Source organism: Phenylobacterium sp., from assembly GCF_031412415.1.
Lineage (GTDB): Bacteria > Pseudomonadota > Alphaproteobacteria > Caulobacterales > Caulobacteraceae > Phenylobacterium.
In genome coordinates, this window is the sequence record NZ_JANOCX010000395.1 from 1 (window position 1) to 16,539 (window position 16,539).

Annotated in this window: 15 protein-coding genes; 7 read left to right on the forward strand and 8 right to left on the reverse strand. The window is 69.2% G+C overall.

Annotated features, from left to right (window positions below; genetic code table 11):
- The 5 genes from RMO04_RS18610 to RMO04_RS18630 form a co-directional block, all read right to left on the reverse strand.
- A partial coding sequence (locus tag RMO04_RS18610) for a proton-translocating transhydrogenase family protein (protein WP_309646260.1) occupies positions 1-185 on the reverse strand: 185 nt, incomplete at its 3' end.
- Positions 186-199: 14 nt separating this feature from the next.
- Complete coding sequence (locus tag RMO04_RS18615; protein WP_309646261.1) at positions 200-1,333, reverse strand: Re/Si-specific NAD(P)(+) transhydrogenase subunit alpha; 1,134 nt, start codon at positions 1,331-1,333, stop codon at positions 200-202.
- Positions 1,334-1,513: 180 nt separating this feature from the next.
- Entirely contained in the window at positions 1,514-1,744 is a 231-nt protein-coding gene (locus tag RMO04_RS18620; RefSeq protein WP_309646262.1) for an aa3-type cytochrome c oxidase subunit IV, read from the reverse strand.
- A gap of 67 nt (positions 1,745-1,811) precedes the next feature.
- Positions 1,812-2,873 (reverse strand): alpha/beta hydrolase, encoded by a 1,062-nt coding sequence (locus RMO04_RS18625; RefSeq protein WP_309646263.1) that lies wholly within the window; start codon positions 2,871-2,873, stop codon positions 1,812-1,814.
- Positions 2,874-3,350, reverse strand: a complete 477-nt coding sequence (locus tag RMO04_RS18630; protein ID WP_309646264.1) for a PaaI family thioesterase — start codon at positions 3,348-3,350, stop codon at positions 2,874-2,876.
- 195 nt (positions 3,351-3,545) lie between these two features.
- Here RMO04_RS18630 and RMO04_RS18635 point away from each other — a divergent pair, with 195 nt between their 5' ends.
- Together RMO04_RS18635 and RMO04_RS18640 are read left to right on the forward strand one after the other, a co-directional pair.
- Complete coding sequence (locus RMO04_RS18635) at positions 3,546-4,979, forward strand: amidohydrolase (RefSeq protein ID WP_309646265.1); 1,434 nt, start codon at positions 3,546-3,548, stop codon at positions 4,977-4,979.
- Positions 4,979-6,346 (forward strand): amidohydrolase family protein, encoded by a 1,368-nt coding sequence (locus RMO04_RS18640; RefSeq protein WP_309646266.1) that lies wholly within the window; start codon positions 4,979-4,981, stop codon positions 6,344-6,346. The genes RMO04_RS18635 and RMO04_RS18640 overlap by 1 nt, the downstream gene beginning before the upstream one ends.
- A 1-nt stretch (position 6,347) precedes the next feature.
- Here RMO04_RS18640 and RMO04_RS18645 read toward each other — a convergent pair whose 3' ends face one another.
- Complete coding sequence (locus RMO04_RS18645) at positions 6,348-8,501, reverse strand: beta-glucosidase (protein WP_309646267.1); 2,154 nt, start codon at positions 8,499-8,501, stop codon at positions 6,348-6,350.
- Between the two features lie 109 nt (positions 8,502-8,610).
- Between RMO04_RS18645 and RMO04_RS18650 the strand changes: the two genes are divergently transcribed.
- The 4 genes from RMO04_RS18650 (at position 8,611) to RMO04_RS18665 (ending at position 12,165) form a co-directional block, all read left to right on the forward strand.
- Positions 8,611-9,012: a YciI family protein gene (locus tag RMO04_RS18650; RefSeq protein ID WP_309646268.1), complete on the forward strand. Its 402-nt coding sequence runs from the start codon at positions 8,611-8,613 to the stop codon at positions 9,010-9,012.
- Positions 9,009-10,250: a DUF6596 domain-containing protein gene (locus RMO04_RS18655; protein WP_309646269.1), complete on the forward strand. Its 1,242-nt coding sequence runs from the start codon at positions 9,009-9,011 to the stop codon at positions 10,248-10,250. The genes RMO04_RS18650 and RMO04_RS18655 overlap by 4 nt, the downstream gene beginning before the upstream one ends.
- Positions 10,247-10,894, forward strand: coding sequence for a glutathione S-transferase family protein (locus tag RMO04_RS18660; protein ID WP_309646270.1), 648 nt, complete (start codon positions 10,247-10,249; stop codon positions 10,892-10,894). Before RMO04_RS18655 ends, RMO04_RS18660 begins: the two co-directional genes overlap by 4 nt.
- Positions 10,895-10,956: 62 nt before the next feature.
- Complete coding sequence (locus RMO04_RS18665; RefSeq protein ID WP_309646271.1) at positions 10,957-12,165, forward strand: acyl-CoA dehydrogenase family protein; 1,209 nt, start codon at positions 10,957-10,959, stop codon at positions 12,163-12,165.
- Here RMO04_RS18665 and RMO04_RS18670 read toward each other — a convergent pair.
- Positions 12,162-13,559, reverse strand: a complete 1,398-nt coding sequence (locus RMO04_RS18670) for an amidase family protein (RefSeq protein WP_309646272.1) — start codon at positions 13,557-13,559, stop codon at positions 12,162-12,164. The genes RMO04_RS18665 and RMO04_RS18670 overlap by 4 nt on opposite strands.
- 96 nt (positions 13,560-13,655) lie before the next feature.
- On the opposite strand from RMO04_RS18670, the gene RMO04_RS18675 reads away from it, so the two are divergent.
- Complete coding sequence (locus RMO04_RS18675) at positions 13,656-14,486, forward strand: AraC family transcriptional regulator (RefSeq protein ID WP_309646273.1); 831 nt, start codon at positions 13,656-13,658, stop codon at positions 14,484-14,486.
- Between the two features lie 3 nt (positions 14,487-14,489).
- Here the strand turns inward: RMO04_RS18675 and RMO04_RS18680 are convergent, their stop codons facing one another.
- Positions 14,490-16,283, reverse strand: coding sequence for a M3 family oligoendopeptidase (locus RMO04_RS18680; protein ID WP_309646274.1), 1,794 nt, complete (start codon positions 16,281-16,283; stop codon positions 14,490-14,492).
- Positions 16,284-16,539 lie beyond the last annotated feature (256 nt).

Consider the following 16,539-nt stretch of genomic DNA (forward strand, 5'->3'; position numbering starts at 1 on the left):
CCGTCGGGGCTGTGGGCGGCGGCGGCCAGCAGGGCGCCGACGATGATCACCGAGGAGATAGCGTTCGTCACCGCCATGAGCGGGGTGTGCAGGGCCGGCGTCACGCTCCAGACCACGTAGTAGCCGACGAAGATCGCCAGGACGAAGATCGCCAGGCGGAAGACGGTGGGATCGACAGCTTCCATCTTGTCCCTCGGGGTCAGGCGGTGAGCGCGGGATGGACGACGGCGCCGCCCTGGGTGACGAGGGCGGCCTTCAGGATTTCGTCCTCGTAGTCGGGGGCGAAGGCGCCGTCCTTGTCGAGGAAGAGGCCCGCGAAGGCGAACAGGTTGCGGGCGTAGAGCGCCGAGGCGTCGGCGGCCACGCGGCCAGGCAGGTTGGGGACGCCCAGGATCTTCACGCCGTTGGTGGTGACCGCCACCTCGCCCAGCTTGGCGCCGACCACGTTGCCGCCTTGCTCGACGGCCAGATCGACCAGGATCGAGCCGGGCTTCATCGACGCCACCTGTTCGGCGCTGACCAGCTTGGGCGCCGGGCGGCCGGGGATCAGGGCGGTGGTGATGACAATGTCCTGCTTGGCGATGTGGCTGGAGACGAGTTCGGCCTGCTTGGCCTGGTACTCTGGGCTCATCTCCTTGGCGTAGCCGCCAGCGGTTTGGGCGTTCTTGAACTCCTCGTCCTCGACGGCGAGGAACTTGGCGCCCAGGCTCTCGACCTGCTCCTTGGTGGCGGGCCGAACGTCGGTGGCGGTGACCACCGCGCCGAGGCGCCGCGCGGTGGCGATGGCCTGCAGGCCGGCGACGCCGACGCCCATAATGAACACCTTGGCGGCGGCCACCGTGCCCGCCGCCGTCATCATCCTCGGGATGGCCTTGCCATAGGCCTCGGCGGCCTCGATCACCGCGCGGTAGCCCGCGAGATTGGCCTGGGAGGACAGCACGTCCATCACCTGGGCCCGGGTGATCCGGGGCACGAACTCCATGGCGAAGGCGGTGGCGCCCTTGGCGGCGAGCGCCTTCAGCGCGTCCTTGTCCTGGTGCGGGTTGAGCGTGGCGACGACGATGGCGCCGGCCTTCAGCGCCGCGATCTCCTCGTCGGCGGGCGCGCGCACCTTGAACACGATATCGGCCTTGCCGATGGCGTCCTTGGCGGTCTTGGAGAGCGTCGCGCCGGCGGCTTCGTAGTCGGCGTCCTGATACGAAGCGGCGGTCCCGGCCCCGGCCTCGACCGTGACCAAGAACCCGGCGGCGATCAGCTTCTTCACCGTCTCCGGGGTGGCGGCCACGCGCGTCTCGGCGAAGCGGCGTTCCTTGGTGACGGCGATAACGGCCATGCGCTTACGGACCCCCTGAAACCCGACGAAAGCAGCCGGACCATACGAGCGGCCGTGACAGCTTGTCCAGCGAGCAAACCGTGATTTTCGAACAACTGTTTGAAACGCCGGACATCAAGCCGCCGACCGTTCCGGCCTGACCGGAACGGGGGTTCAGCGCGCTATCGCAGGTGGATCGACCTAGTGGCCGGCGCCCTTGGAGTCCCGCAGGAGCAAGATGCCCAGGACGGTGACGATGACGCCCGCGGCGAAGCTGCCGAGGAAGCCCGTTTCGGTGCAGAACCACAGGGTGATGGTGATCAGCAGGGCGGAGAGCGCCAGCGAGCCCCACTTCGTCAGGGCCATGAACAGATCGTAGGTCGCCGTCTGTTCCTGGATATCCATTTCGCCGCGGTGATAGTCGGAAGCCATGGCGGGGCGGTCTCTCTTCTCGAACGATATCAGTTGAAGCCGGGACTACACGAACCCGCGCTCGGGCTCAAGTCGGCCAGACCGCCAGCATGGCGCGCAACGCGGCCACCAGGGCCAAGGGTTGGTCGACCATGATGTGATGGGCAGAATCGGGAATGGCGATCTCGATGATGTCGTCGGGCAGCGGCGTGGCCTGTCCCCCTGCCCGTCGCGACATGACGACGGATCGCTCGCCGTAGATGTGGGCCATGGGGACGGAGACCTTGGGCTTGCCGTCGGCGGTCATGCCCATCATCGCGCTGCGGTCCAGCTTGTTCCACATGTTCGGGTCGAACCGCCACGTGTAGCCCTCGCCCGATCCGTCCTCCATCGGCGCGCGCTTCAGCGAGCGGCGTGCGATGAAGTCGGCCACGAACAGGTTGCCGGCCACCTGCGGCGGCATGAATCGGAAGCGGGCCAGCGCCGCCTCGATGGTCGGATAGACCCGGCTGGCGCGGTCGGCGGTGGGGATGTTGCGCACCTGCTGACGCTGGGCCTCCATCATCCGCTTGCCTTCCGGCGAGTCCGGCGGCGGGCCGCCGAAACCGACATCGACAAGGATCGCCGCGCGCATGCGCTCGGGGTTCTTGATGGCGGCGAAGAACACCTGGGAGCCGCCGAAGGAGTGGCCGACATAGACCGGCTTGCCGCCGCCCTCGTACAGGCCGGCCGCGCGGGCGCAGGCCTCGGCGTCCTCGGCGAAGTCGTCGAAGGCGTAGGTCTCGCGCCAGTCCGAGGCGCCCATGCCGGCCAGCGACATGGAGGCGACCCGATACTCGGTCGCAAGCAGCGGCGCGATGAAGCTCCACCACTCAGCGTGGGCGGAGTTGCCGTGCGCCAGCAGCAGGCCGGGCTTTCCGATCTCGCCCCAGGTCAGCAACTCGATCTTGGTGCCGAGCGACTCCACGAAGGTGCGTTCGGGTTCGTGGGCGATGGCGTCCTGGAACCACTTGGGCGCGTCGGGCTCCTGGCCGCGGAACGGCGCCAGCGGCGCCTGCACCTCGGGCGGCAGGGCGCCGGGTTCGGAATGGATGGGATGGTCGTCGTACCCGACGGGCGCGCCTTCCTTGATCGCCGGATCCAGAGCCATCTACGCCACCCCCCGTACTTCCCGCTCGCCCGGCTTCCGCACGATCGAGCGGATCCCCTTATAGACCCCAGTCCCCGTCAGCAGGGTCCGGTCGCCGCACCAGATGCGGCCCCGAACCGTGAAGATGTCGTCCTGCTCGGCGACGATGTCGCTGGTGCCCTCCACCCAGTCGCCCATGTGGGCGCCCGAGAGGAAGTCGGTGGTCAGGCGCACGGTCACCCAACCGATCTCGCGCTGGTTGGAGACCACCCGGCCCCAGGCCATGTCGGCGAAACTCATCAGCATGCCGCCATGGCAGTTGTTCATGCCGTTGGCGTGGTGCTCCTCCACGCGGAAGGCCATGACCTCGGCGTTGGTGGCCTCGTCGCGCCGCGAATAGAACGGACCCACGGTGCGGCCGAAGCCGCGTTGCCACAGATTGATCACGAATCCGTCGGGAACGACGGCGGCTTGGCCTTCGGTGAGATCGTCGGACATGGCGCAAGGTGACTAACGCCCGTTTGAAAAATGGCAAGCGGCGAAAGGGCGCGCGGGGTCCGACCGAGAAGGCTTCACGCGGCGCAACCGCCTTCGTAGCTCCAAAATTGCGCAAAATAATCCTCCGGATCGGCTTGTTTCGGGCAAGCTCGGTGGTGTCTTATCGCCCCCTGGCGACAGCGGGGATTTCCGGGAATGAGACAAGTTTGGACGGCGGTCGCGCTGGTCGCGGCCACGGCCCTGAGCGGGTGCGCCACGGACGCGGCCTCGGCCAAGAAGCCAGCTGGGGAGACCGCCAAGGCGCGGCCCCTGGCCAAGGGCCTGGACGCGGCCAACAATGGCGATCCCTACGCCTCCACCTATCGCCCCCTGCCCTCGCGGCCGACCGCCCTGGTGGGCGCCAGCGTGTTCGACGGGGTCGGGGGCCTGATCCAGAACGGCACCGTGCTGTTGCGCGACGGCAAGGTCGAGGCGGTGGGGGCTGGCCTCGCCGCGCCCTCGGGCTACGAGGTGATCGACGCGCGGGGCAAGTATGTGACACCCGGCCTGATCGACACCCACTCTCACCTGGGGGTCTACCCCTCCCCCTCCGTGCCCGCCCACTCTGACGGCAATGAGCTTACCGACCCCAACACCGCCGGGGTCTGGGCCGAACACTCGGTCTGGCCGCAGGACCCGGGTTTCAACCTGGCCCGCGCGGGTGGCGTGACGACGATCATGGTCCTGCCGGGCTCTGGAAACCTGATCGGCGGCCGCTCCGTCACCCTGCGCAACATCCCGGCGCGCACCACCCAGGACATGAAGTATCCGGGCGCGCCCTACGGCCTGAAAATGGCCTGCGGCGAGAACCCCAAGCGGGTCTATGGCAGCCGGACCCGCGCGCCTTCGACCCGGATGGGCAATGTCGCCGGCTATCGCACCGCCTGGATCAACGCCGCCGACTACGCCCGGAAGTGGGACGACTATCGCGCCAAGGCCGAGAAGGGCGAGAAGGCCGACCCGCCCAAGCGCGACCTGCAGCTCGAGACCCTGGCCGGCGTGCTGAAGGGCGAGATCCTGGTGGAGAACCACTGTTACCGGGCCGACGAGATGGTCCAGATGATCGGGATCGCCAAGGAGTTCGGCTACAAGATCACCGCCTTCCACCACGCGCTGGAGTCCTACAAGATCGCCGACATCCTGGCGAAGGAGGACATCTGCACCGCCACCTGGGCCAACTGGTGGGGGGCGAAGCTCGAAGCCTGGGACTCGGTGGAGGCCAACGTCCCCATGGTCCACGCCGCCGGCGCCTGCGCCATCATCAAGTCCGACGACCCCGACGTCATCCAGCGCCTGAACCAGGAGGCCGCCGAGGCCCTGGCCGCCGGGCGGGCAGGCGGCATCGAGATCAGCGAGGCCGACGCCATGCGCTGGATCACCTCCAACCCGGCCAAGGCGCTGGGTTTGACGGACACCGGCGCCCTGCAGCCCGGCAAGCGCGCCGACGTGGTGCTGTGGGACAAGAACCCCTTCTCGATCTACGCCCGCGCCGAGCGGGTCTATCTGGACGGCGGCATCGCCTACGATCGCAAGGATCCGCGCTTCCAGGCCAAGTCGGACTTCGAACTGGGCCAAGGAGCCAACCGCTGATGCGCACTCTCTCCGTCAGCCTCGCGGCCCTGACCCTCGCGGCGCTCTCCACCCCGGCGCTGGCCCAGAACCTGGCGATCACCAACGCGCGCATCCTCACCGCCGGCCCGGCGGGCGAGATCGCCAATGGGACGATCCTGGTGGTGGGCGGCAAGATAACCATGGTGGCCGGTCCCGACCGCGCCCTCGCCATCGCACCGGGCGTGACCGTGATCGACGCCAAGGGCGCCACGGTGACCCCGGGCCTGGTCGCCGCCAACACCCTGTTGGGCGCCGTCGAGGTCCGCTCCCTGGGTGACGACCTGACTGTCGACAATCCCGAGATCGGGGCGTCCTTCGACGTCCAGTACGCGCTCAATCCGGAATCGACCCTGATCCCGGTGGCCCGGCTGCAGGGCATCACGCGGGCCGTGGTGATGCCGCGCTCGGCCCGGGGCGGCGGGGGCGACGAGCATAGCGACGACGGCGAGGTCGCCGATCACTACACAGCCGGTGACGGCGGCGATTCGAAGTCCCACGCCCTGTTCGCCGGGCAGGCGGCCGTGATCCACCTGGCCGAGGGCGCCGACATCCTGGTGAAGCCCAAGGTCGGCATGGTCGTACCGTTCGGCGACGGCGGGGCCAATGTGGCCGGCGGCGCTCGCGGCGCGCAGATCGTGGCGCTGAAGGCCGCGTTCCGCGACGTGCGCGATTACATGCGCGACCGCGCGGCCTACGACCGGGCCGGTGTCCGAGACCTGGCCCTCTCCAAGAGCGACCTGGAGGCGCTGATACCCGTGGTCCAGGGGCGCATGCCGATCATCGCCGCGGTGCATAAGGTCGCCGACATCCGCGCGGTGCTGAAGTTCGCCCGCGAGGAAAACGTCAGGGTGATCCTCAGCGGCGCGGAGGAAGGGTGGAAGGCGGCCCGGGAGATCGCCGCGGCCGGCGTTCCGGTGATCATCGACCCGCTGACCGACCGTCCCGACAGCTTCGAGATGCTGGGCGCCACGCTGGAGAACGCCGCGCGCCTGCAGGCCGCCGGCGTGATGGTCGCCATCGAGGGGTCCGGCGGGGCGCACCGGGTTCGGGAGATGCGCTACAACGCCGGCAACGCGGTGGCCTACGGCATGCCCTATTCAGCGGCCCTGGCGGCGGTGACGCTGAACCCGGCGAAGATCTTCGGCGTGTCCGACACCATCGGCTCCATCGAGCCCGGCAAGGACGCCGATCTGGTGATCTGGACCGGCGACCCCTTCGAGCCGCTGTCCCAGGCGACTGCGGTCTACATCAAGGGGCGAAGCCAACCGATGACCTCGCGCCAGACCGAACTGCGGGATCGCTACATGAACCTGGGCGGCCCCTATCCCGTGGCCTATCCGAAATAGGCTAAGGCTTCAGAGTTCGCGCCGACAGCGTCGCATCGCCCCGCAAGGCGACGTCTTCCGCCGACGCGCCTACGACGACCTCGACCGCGCCGGCCGCGATCCGCCACCCCGGCAGGGTCGTGTCATAGGCGGCCAGCAGACGGGGATCGGCCGTGACGCTCACGCGCTTCGTCTCGCCGGGCTTGAGCGCCACGCGCGACCAGCCAATCAGGCGCGGCCCGCCCGCGATCACGGCATAGACCTGCGGCGTGTCGATCCCGGCGAGGTCGCCGGTGTTAGCGACGTCGAAGCTCACCGTCAGGGTCTCGCCGCCGCCGACCGTCAGGCCCGAATAGCCGAACCGCGAATAGGTCAGGCCGAACCCGAACGGGAACTGGGTTGGCTTGCCCGCCCGCGCGAACCAGCGATAGCCCACGTCGGCGCCCTCGGGATGCTCCACGGAGAAGCGGCCCTTGTGCTGCTGCACGCCGGGAAAGGAAGTTGGGATGGTCTTTCCCTCGACCGGCGGTCCGAAGATCATCCCGGGGATCTCAGGGCGGACGAGATCGTCGGTCGAGCGCGGAAAGCTGATCGGCAGGCGGCCCGAGGGGTTCACCTCGCCGGTCAGGATGCGGGCGATGGCTTCGCCGCCGCGCACGCCGGGATACCAGGCCTGCAACAGGGCCGAGACCTCGGCCAGCCATGGCGTCAGGACCGGCGTCCCGGTCTCCAGCACCACGACGGTCTTGACCCCCGTCGCGGCCACCGCGGCGATCAGCGCGTCCTGATCGCCCGGCAGGCTGAGCGTCGGCAGATCCTCGGCCTCTGTGCACCACTGGTCGGCGAAGACGATGGCCACGTCGGCGTCCTTGGCCGCCTCCGCCGCCGACATCGGATCGGTCCCGGCGTCATAGGTCACCGCCACGTTCCCCAGCAGGCCGCGTAGGGCGATGAGCGGCGAGGACGGATGATAGGTGATCCGCGAGAAGGCCGAGGAGGGTCCCATGGTCACCGGGATTTCCAGCCCCTGCTCGCCGGGCGCGATCACCTGCGAGGACCCGCCGCCGGACAGCACGCCGACATCAGCGTGCGCGCCGATCAGGGCCACCTTGCGCACACCAGTTAGCGGTAGGACGCCGTCGTTCTTCAGCAGAACGATCCCGGCCTCGGCGGCGGCCTGGGCGACCTGGAAGTTGGCGGCGTAGTCGGTCTCGCGCCGCTCGGCCGGCCGATCGAAGACTCCGTGGGCGATCAGGCTGCGCAGGATGCGGTGGACCATCTGCGCCAGCCGCTCGAAGGGCACCTCGCCCTGCTCGACGGCCTCCTTCAGCAAGGCCCCGAAATAGACCTGCTTGTCGAGCTGCTCGCCGCTCTCCTGGTCCATGCCGGCCAGGGCGGCCTTGGCGGTGGTGTGGACCGCGCCCCAGTCGCTCATCACCCAGCCCTTGTAGTCCCAGTCGCGGCGCAGGACCTGGGTCAGCAGGAATTCATTCTCCCCCGCCCACTCGCCGTTCACCCGGTTGTAGGCGCACATGACCGAGCCCGGATCGCCGCGCTCGATGGCGATCTGGAAGGCCAGCAGGTCGCTCTCGCGCAGGGCGCCTTCGTCGATCCTGGCGTCGACGACGTGGCGGCAGGTCTCCTGATCGTTGAGCGCGAAGTGCTTCAGCGTGCAGACGATGTCGTTGGACTGGGCGCCCTTGATGGCCTCGCCCGCCAGGACGCCGGCCAGCAGCGGATCCTCACCCAGATACTCGAAGTTGCGCCCGCAGCGCGGGTCTCGGGTCAGGTTCGCCCCGCCGCCCAGCAGAACGTTGAAGCCCTTGTCGCGCGCCTCGGACCCCACCATCGCACCCGCGGCGTAGGCCAGCTCGGAATCCCAGGTGGAGGCCAGCGCCAGACCCGAGGGAAGGCCGGTCGCGCCGTCGCCCTTGCGGACCTTGCGGGGGTTGGCGATCCCCAGGCTGGCGTCGGTCTCGTTGAGCGGGGGTATGCCCAGTCGCGCGACGCCCGGAATGTAGCCCGCTCCCATGGCCGCGTCGGCGGGCGGCGTCTCCAGCAGGGCCGGCATCGGCCCGTGGACGAGGGAGATCATCTCGTCGAGGGTGAGCTCTGCGACCAGCAGGTCGGCCCGAGCATCGGGCGACAGGCTCTTGTTCATCCACGGCTGGGCCATTCGGCGTTCTCCCTTGTTCGACCCAGGCTATCTATTCGCAACGTGATGTCGAGAAGCGGCGGCCGGCTCCGACTGTCATTCAACGAGCGAGCCACGGAGGACCACCACGATGAAATACGTTCTGATGATGCACAGCGCCGGGAAGAGCTGGGACGAGGATGGCCTGGGGTCCTGGCCGCCGGAGGCCATGGAGGCTCATCTGGCCTTCCTGCGCGCCTTCAACGCCGCGTTGGTCGAGTCCGGCGAGCTGGTGCAGATCGTCGCCCTGGTCTCACCGGAGGAGATGCGGATGGTGCGCGCCAAGACTGGCGGCGGCGCGACGATCACCGACGGCCCCTATCCGGAATCCAAGGAATTCCTCGCCGGCTTCTGGATGATCGACGTCGAGAGCCTCGACCGCGCTCTCGAGCTGGCCGCCCAGGCTTCGGCGGGGCCAGGTCCGGATGGGAAGCCGCTGAATATGCCCATCCAGGTTCGCGCGGTGATGGGCGGGCCGGGTCAGGAAATGTGACCCGGCTGGACACAGCCCTTCTGCGAACCCTGGCGCCCACGGTCCTGGGCGTGATCGCGAGGCGCTTCGGCGATTTCGCCGCCGCCGAGGACGCCGTGCAGGAGGCCTTGCTGGCCGCCGCCCGGCAGTGGCCGCGAGACGGCGCGCCGATTAATCCCGCCGGCTGGCTTGTCCAGGTCGCCGCCCGGCGCATGGCGGACCAGGCGCGCGGCGAGGCGGCGCGGCGCCGGCGCGAGGCGGCGGTGGCCCTGGACGACCCGCAGACGATGGCGGCGGTCGACGAGGTCGTTCCAGAATCGGACGACACCCTGCTGCTGTTGTTCATGTGCTGTCATCCCGCGCTGACGCCGGCTTCGGCCATCGCGCTCACACTGCGCGCCGTGGGCGGCCTGACGACGGCTGAGATCGCCAAGGCCTTCCTGGTCCCCGAGGCGACCATGGCCCAGCGGATCAGCCGGGCGAAACAGACCATCAAGGCGTCCGGCGTCGCTTTCGCCATGCCCACGGCGGCGCAGCAGATTGAGCGCCTCGGTTCGGTCCTGCACATCCTCTACCTGATCTTCAGCGAGGGTTACGCCAGCAGCATCGGTCCCGACCTGCAGCGCCGCGACCTGGCCAACGAGGCCATCCGCCTTACTCGCGCCGTCCAGGCGCTGCGACCGAACGACGGCGAGGTCGCGGGGTTGCTGGCCCTGATGCTGTTGACCGACGCGAGGCGTCCGGCGCGTAGCGATCCGGACGGCGGGCTGATCCCGCTGGCCGACCAGGACCGCCGACTCTGGGACGGGCGCATGATCGCGGAAGGCGTCGCCCTGATCTCGCGCACCCTGCCCCGGGGCCCGGTCGGCCCCTACCAGATCCAGGCCGCCATCGCCGCCGTCCACGACGAGGCCGCGCGGGCGGAGGACACCGACTGGCGCCAGATCCTCATCCTCTACGACGTGCTTTCGGGCCTATCGGACAATCCCATGGTGCGGCTCAACCAGGCCGTGGCCGCAGCCATGGTCCACGGACCCCGCGCGGGTCTCGACCTGCTGGACGCCATCGACGCTGAGGGCGGGCTCGCCGGCCATCACCGACTGACCGCCGTCCGCGCCCACCTGCTGGAGATGGCCGGCGACCGCGCCGCCGCCATCGACTGCTACCTCGCCGCCGCCGGCGCGACCACCAGTCTGCCCGAGCGGAATTACCTCAACAGCAAGGCCGCGAAGCTCGGCGATAAGAGAGAACGACAATGATCACGCTAAGCGCCTTTCGCTGGGTTCCGCCCCTCGCCCAGGGCCTGGTGAAGGACCTCCGTGTTCGCTGGGCCCTGGAGGAGGCGGGCCTCCCCTATCAGGTCCACCTGATCGGATTCGAGGACCAGGGCACGGCGGCCTATCGCGGCCTGCAGCCCTTCGGCCAGGTGCCGGCGTTTCAGGAAGACGGCCTGACGCTGTTCGAGTCCGGCGCGATCGTCCTGCGTGTGGCTGAGCGATCCGCGGCCTTGGCGCCGGCCGATCCCCAAGGCCGCGCGCGGATGACCGCCTGGATGTTCGCGGCGCTGAATTCCGTCGAGCCCATGATCCAGAACCTGGCCACGATCGACCTGTTCGAGTCAGACGCCGAGTGGGCCAAGCTGCACCGGCCGGCGACCGAGGACTTCGCTTGCGTCCGTCTCGCCGCCCTGTCGGCCGCCCTCGGCGACCAGGACTATCTGGAGGATCGCTTCACCGCCGGTGACCTGTTGATGGTGAGCGTGCTCCGCATCCTGCGCCACACCAACCTGGTGGCGCGCTATCCCAACCTGGAGGCCTATCGCCTGCGCTGTGAGGCGCGACCCGCCTTCCGGAAAGCCCTCGCCGACCAGATGGCGACCTTCAGGGAGAACGCCCCGGCCTGACCGCCCTAGCCTGCCGGTCCGTCACCTGTTCAAGATGCGTCAAAAGCCGATGGGAGGCCTCGATGCATGTGACCTGGAGCCCGGAAGACCTCGCGTTCCGCGACGAGGTCCGCGACTTCCTCGACGCCGAGCTGTCCCCGGAGATGCGGCGTGCGGCGAGGTTGATGACCAGCGTCTACGCCCCCCACGACCTTGGCATGGCCTGGCAGGCGATCCTGCACGCGCGGGGCTGGGCCGCGCCGGCCTGGCCCGTCGAGTACGGCGGCTGTGGCTGGAGCGCGGCGCAGCGCTATATCTTCGCCAGCGAGATGGCCGCGGCCGGCGCCCCGCCGCTGTCGCCCATGGGCATCGGGATGTGCGGCCCGGTGCTGATCGGACATGGTACGACCGAGCAGAAGGCCTACTACCTGCCCCGAATGCTGACCGGCGAGCATCACTGGTGCCAGGGCTATTCCGAGCCGGGCTCGGGCTCGGACCTGGCGTCCCTGCAGATGGCGGCCGTGGACGACGGCGACCACTTCGTCTGCACGGGCCACAAGCTGTGGACCACCCATGCCAATGTCGCCAACTGGATCTTCTGCCTGGTCCGCACCTCCCAGGAGCGGATTCCCCAGCAGGGGATCACCTTCCTGCTGATCGACATGGCCACGCCGGGGATCGAGGTCGGTCCCATCCTGATGCTGTCGGGCGAGCACATCCAGAACGACGTCTTCTTCACCGATGTCCGCGTGCCCAAGGCCAATGTGGTGGGCAAGGTCGGCGAGGGCTGGACGGTGGCGAAGTACCTGATGGAGTTCGAGCGCGGTGGCGGGGTTTCGACGCCCGGCCTCAAGGCGCGGCTCGCCCGGGTGCGCGACATGGCTGCTCGCGAAGGCGTGTTGTCGGACCTCGGACCGCGCCTCGCCGCGCTCGCCATCGAGATCGACGCCCTGGCGGCGGTGGAGCTGCAGATCCTGGCCAATCTCAGCCAAGGCGACGCCCCGGGCGCCAAGTCCTCGATGATGAAGACCGTCGGCACCGAGCTCAGCCAGCGTCTGACCGAACTCGCCCTGGAGGCCGCCGGAGATTACGGCGCGGCCTATCAGCCCCACGCCACCCGCCCCGGTGGCCCGACGCCGAACTACCGGCCGCCCGTTGATCAAGGCCACGTGGGTCCCGACCACAGCCTGACGGTCGCCGCCAAGTACCTCAACGACCGCGCGGGCTCGATCTACGCCGGGACCAACGAAATCCAGCGCAACATCATCGCCAAGGCGGTGCTGGGCCTCTAGCCGCGCCAGGGGAACGGCGGGACCACGAACCCGCCGAACTCCCGCGCCATTAGGCCCGCGAAACCGATGGTGGTGCGGTCCTCCAGATAGGGCCCGACAGCCTGCAGGCCGATCGGCAGGCCCATCGCGTCCAGGCCCGCGGGAAACGCCGTGGCCGGATTGCCTGTCAGGGTCGCCAGCGTCCCCCATAGCGGCTGAGCCTGGTAAGGAACAAAGACACCTTCGGCCTCGATGGCGTCTGGCGAGCTCGCCCCGTTCAGTCGGGGGGCCTGGGTGGGCATCGAGGGACACAGCACCACATCCCAGTCCCTGAACAGTTCGCGCCACTGCTGCGCGAAGGCTGTCCGCAGCCTGTCGGCGGCGATCCAGTCGCGGTGGCTGGGCGATCCCTCTCCGTCGGCGGCGTCGGTATCCGGCTCGTCTGCGCTCAACTGAGCCATCAGCAGTTCGACGAAGGTGTCCGCGGTCTGCACCAGGTCGGGGAGATGCGGACTGCTCCGGCCGATCCGACAGCCCAGCGCCTCCAGCCGCGTGGCGCGCTCGGCGATGGCGGCGCGGATAGAGTCGGAGGTGGGAACGAGCGGGTGCTGATCCAGAACCAGGACCCGGTACTCCTTCAGCGCGGCGTGGCGAGGCGGCGGCAGTTGAAGGCGATAGGCTGTGGCCTGATGGGCGTCCGGCCCGGCGGTGATCTGCAGCGCCAGGTCCAAGTCCTCGGCGCTGCGCGCCATCGGACCCACGACCGCCAGATCGATCTCGGGAGCCGGGCAGGCAGCTGGCGCGCCAGGCGGCGCGAACCCACGGCTTGGGGTCAGGCCATGAGTCGGCTTGTGCGCGTAGATCCCGCAGAAGTGCGCCGGCGCGCGCAGCGACGAGGCCATGTCGGAGCCGTACTCTAGCGGCACGAACCCCGCCGCCAGGGCCGCCGCCCCGCCTCCGGAGGAGCCGCCGGGCGTGCGTGACAGGTCCCAGGGATTGCGGGTGACGCCGTAGACGGGATTGGCGCTCTGCCAGTCGGCCAATAGGGCTGGGATGTTGGTCTTGCCGACGATGATCGCCCCTGCCGCCTTGAGCCGCCCGACGATCACCGCGTCTTCATAGATGGGAATGGCCTCCGTCCCCGGCAGCCCCCAGGTGGTGGGCAGGCCCGCCACGTTGAACGCCTCCTTCACCGTCATCGGCACACCCAGCAGCGGCCGAGGGTCGCCGGCCGCCAGGCCCGCGTCGGCGGCTCGCGCCGCCTCACGCGCCCGGTCGAAGTCACGCACGACCACGGCGTTGATCGCGCCGTCCATCGCCTCGATGGTCTCGATCGTCTGATCCAGCAGTTCCTCGGCCGACATCCTGCGGGCGCGCAGGTCGGCGGCCAGGTCCGTCGCGGTCCGATATTCCATGACGCAATGTCCTTTCGTCGCCGTCGTGGGCGATGACCTAGCGCGACCGAGCGAGCCGGGCTTGATCGCGATTGCGGGTCGCGAAAGGGTGGAGCCATGTCGCTGACCGCCCGCGCGCTCTGGACCATCGACCGAAATCTCGGGGCCGAGCTGACCCTGGCCGGGATCGCCGAAGCGTGCGGCGTCTCGCGACATCATCTGGCCCACACCTTTCGGGAAGTCGCCGGCCGCCCAGTGATGGACTACGTGCGCGGCCGCCGGCTGAGCGACGCGGCCCAGGCCCTGGCGCGGGGCGCCGGCGATATCCTCGATCTGGCGCTCGAGAGCGGCTACGCCTCGCACGAGGCCTTCACGCGAGCTTTCCGAGGCCAGTTCGGCGCCACACCGGAAGCGATCCGCCGACGCGGCTCGACCGAGGGTCTAGATCTGGCCGAGCCCTTGATCGCGCCCGCCCGCTCGACCCCGCGCCTCGCGCCGCCCCGGCTGGAAGCCGCGGGTGAAATCCTGGCGGCGGGCCTTTCGCGTCGCTGCGCCTTCGAGGACGGACCCACGATCACCGGCCTGTGGCGTTCGTTCGCGCCGCGTTTCGGGGAGGTCGGAAACCGGGTTCAGCCGATCCCCATCGGGGTGGTGTCCGACCCGGACGACGAAGGCCGGTTCCAGTACATGGCCGCCGCGGAGGTGCGCGATTTCTTCGACGCCCCGGCCGACCTCTCGCGCCTGCGCATCCCGCCGCGCGACTATGCGGTGTTCGGTCACGACGACCACGTCTCGACCATCCGCCAGACCTATGGCGCGATCTGGAACGACTGGCTGCCGGACCACGGCAAGACCCTGGCCGAGGCGCCCACCATCGAGCGCCACAGGCCGTCCTTCGACACCCTGACCGGCTATGGCGGCGTCGAGATCTGGATTCCGCTGGGCTAGCCCCTACCCCACCAGCTCGTCGAACTCGTCGACCAGGCGCTCCAGCTGCTTTACCCCCGCCGCCCAGAAGGCCTTTTCGCGCGGGTTGAGGCCGAAGGGCTTCAGCGCCTCCACATAGGTCCGGGTGCCGCCGGCGGCGAGCAGGTCCTCGTAGAGCGGAGCGAAGGCGGCCGGATCCTCACGGCGCTTCTCCATCAGGCCACGGACCAGCAGATCGCCGAAGGCGTAGGCGTAGACATAGAAGGGCGCGTGCACGAAGTGGCTGACATAGGCCCAGTAGTGCTCGTAGCCGGCGTTGAGCGTCACGGCGGGTCCCAGGCTTTCGGACATGACGTCCAGCCAGATGCCGCTGATGTGCTCGGGGGACAGTTCGCCCTCCAGCCGCGCGGCGTGGAAGCGGGTCTCGAACCGGTGGAAAGCGATCTGGCGGACCACGGTGTTGAGGCCGTCCTCGATCTTGCCGGCCAGCAGGCCCATCCGCTCGGCCTTGGACGCGCCGGCCAGCAGGCGCTCGAACACCAGGCCCTCGCCGAAGATCGAAGCCGTCTCGGCCAGGGTGAGCGGGGTATCGGCCAGCAGGGTGCCCAGCGGGCTGCACAGGGTCTGGTGGACCGCGTGGCCCAGCTCATGCGCCAGGGTCAGGACATCGCGCCGCTCGCCCATGTAGTTCAGGAACACATAGGGGTGGCGGTCGGCGGTGACCGGATGGGAATAGGCGCCCGACTGCTTGCCGGCGCGAGGCCGTGCGTCGATCCAAGGCTGGGCGAAGAAGGTCTGGGCGGTGTCGGCGAACTTGGGGGCCAGGTCGGAGAAGCTCTCCAGCACCATGCCCTTGGCCTCGTCCCAGCCGTAGGTGCGGGGCTGGGCGGTGTCGAGGGGCGCATTGCGGTCCCAATAGTCCAGGGTCTTGCGACCCATGACCTTGGCCTTGAGCGCATAGTAGCGGTGGCTAATCGAGGGATAGCCCTCGACCACGGCGGCCTCCAGGGCTTCCACCGCGTCGGCGTCCACCTCGTTGGCGATGTGGCGCGAGGCGGCGGGGTCGGGATACTTCCGCCAGCGATCCTCGACCTGCTTCTCGAAGGCGAGCGTGTTCATGGCGAGCGCCAGGTTGGGCGTCCGCTCCTCCAGCGCCTTGGCGAGCGCCGTGGCGGCCTGCTTGCGACGCGCGGCGTCGGGATCGGAGAGCCGGTTCAGCGCCTCGGGCAAAGTCAGGCTCTCGCGGCCGACCTTGGCGGTCAGCTTGGCCAGGGTCTCGTCATAGAGCCGCGTCCAGTTGGCCACGGCCGGCCCGCGATCGATCAGGATGCGCTCCAGGTCGGGCGACAGCTCGTGCGGCCGTGACAGGCGCACCCGGCGCATCCAGGGCCGCCAGCGGGCGGCGGGCGGATGGGCCTTGAAGGCCATCTCCAACTCGTTGTCCTCAAGCTGGTTGAGCTCCAGCGTGAAGAACAGACTCTCGGCGGCGATCTGCGAGGATCTCGTGCGCAGGTCGCCCTCGAACTTCGCCCAGGCCGCGTCGTCGCGCGCCACCGAGGCGGCAAGCGAGGCGTAGGCGCCCACGCTCCACAGGCCGTTGGTGGCGGTCTCATAGAGGGTGACGCCGTGATCGAGCAGTTCGCCAAGGCGCAGGGGCTCGCCACGCATGGCCACGAACCGGCCCTTCAGCTTGACCAGCTCGTCATTGGCGGCCTTGGCCGCGGCCAGGTCGGTCTCGATGCGAGGATCGTCGCGGCTCACATAGAGATCGTCGAGCCGCCATTGCGGCAGGGTGTCCAGTTTCACGGGCGCGTTCATGGGCGGACAGATAGCCCCTCCCTGGCCCGCCTCCTAGCGGTCAGCCGACATTAGGCCCTTCCGCGTGCAGTCGTGATCGCTAGGTCTTCGGCGGGCCCTTGGCCGGGGCCGCCGCCCTGGCCTCGGTCAGGACGTAGGCCCGCAGGTCTTCGGCGCCCTTGGCGTCGAAGAAGCGGCTGAAGCTGGCCATGCCGCGCGTGGCTGAGGTCCCGTCGATCACCACCGACTTCCAGCTCTCAGCCGACAGCAGCATCTG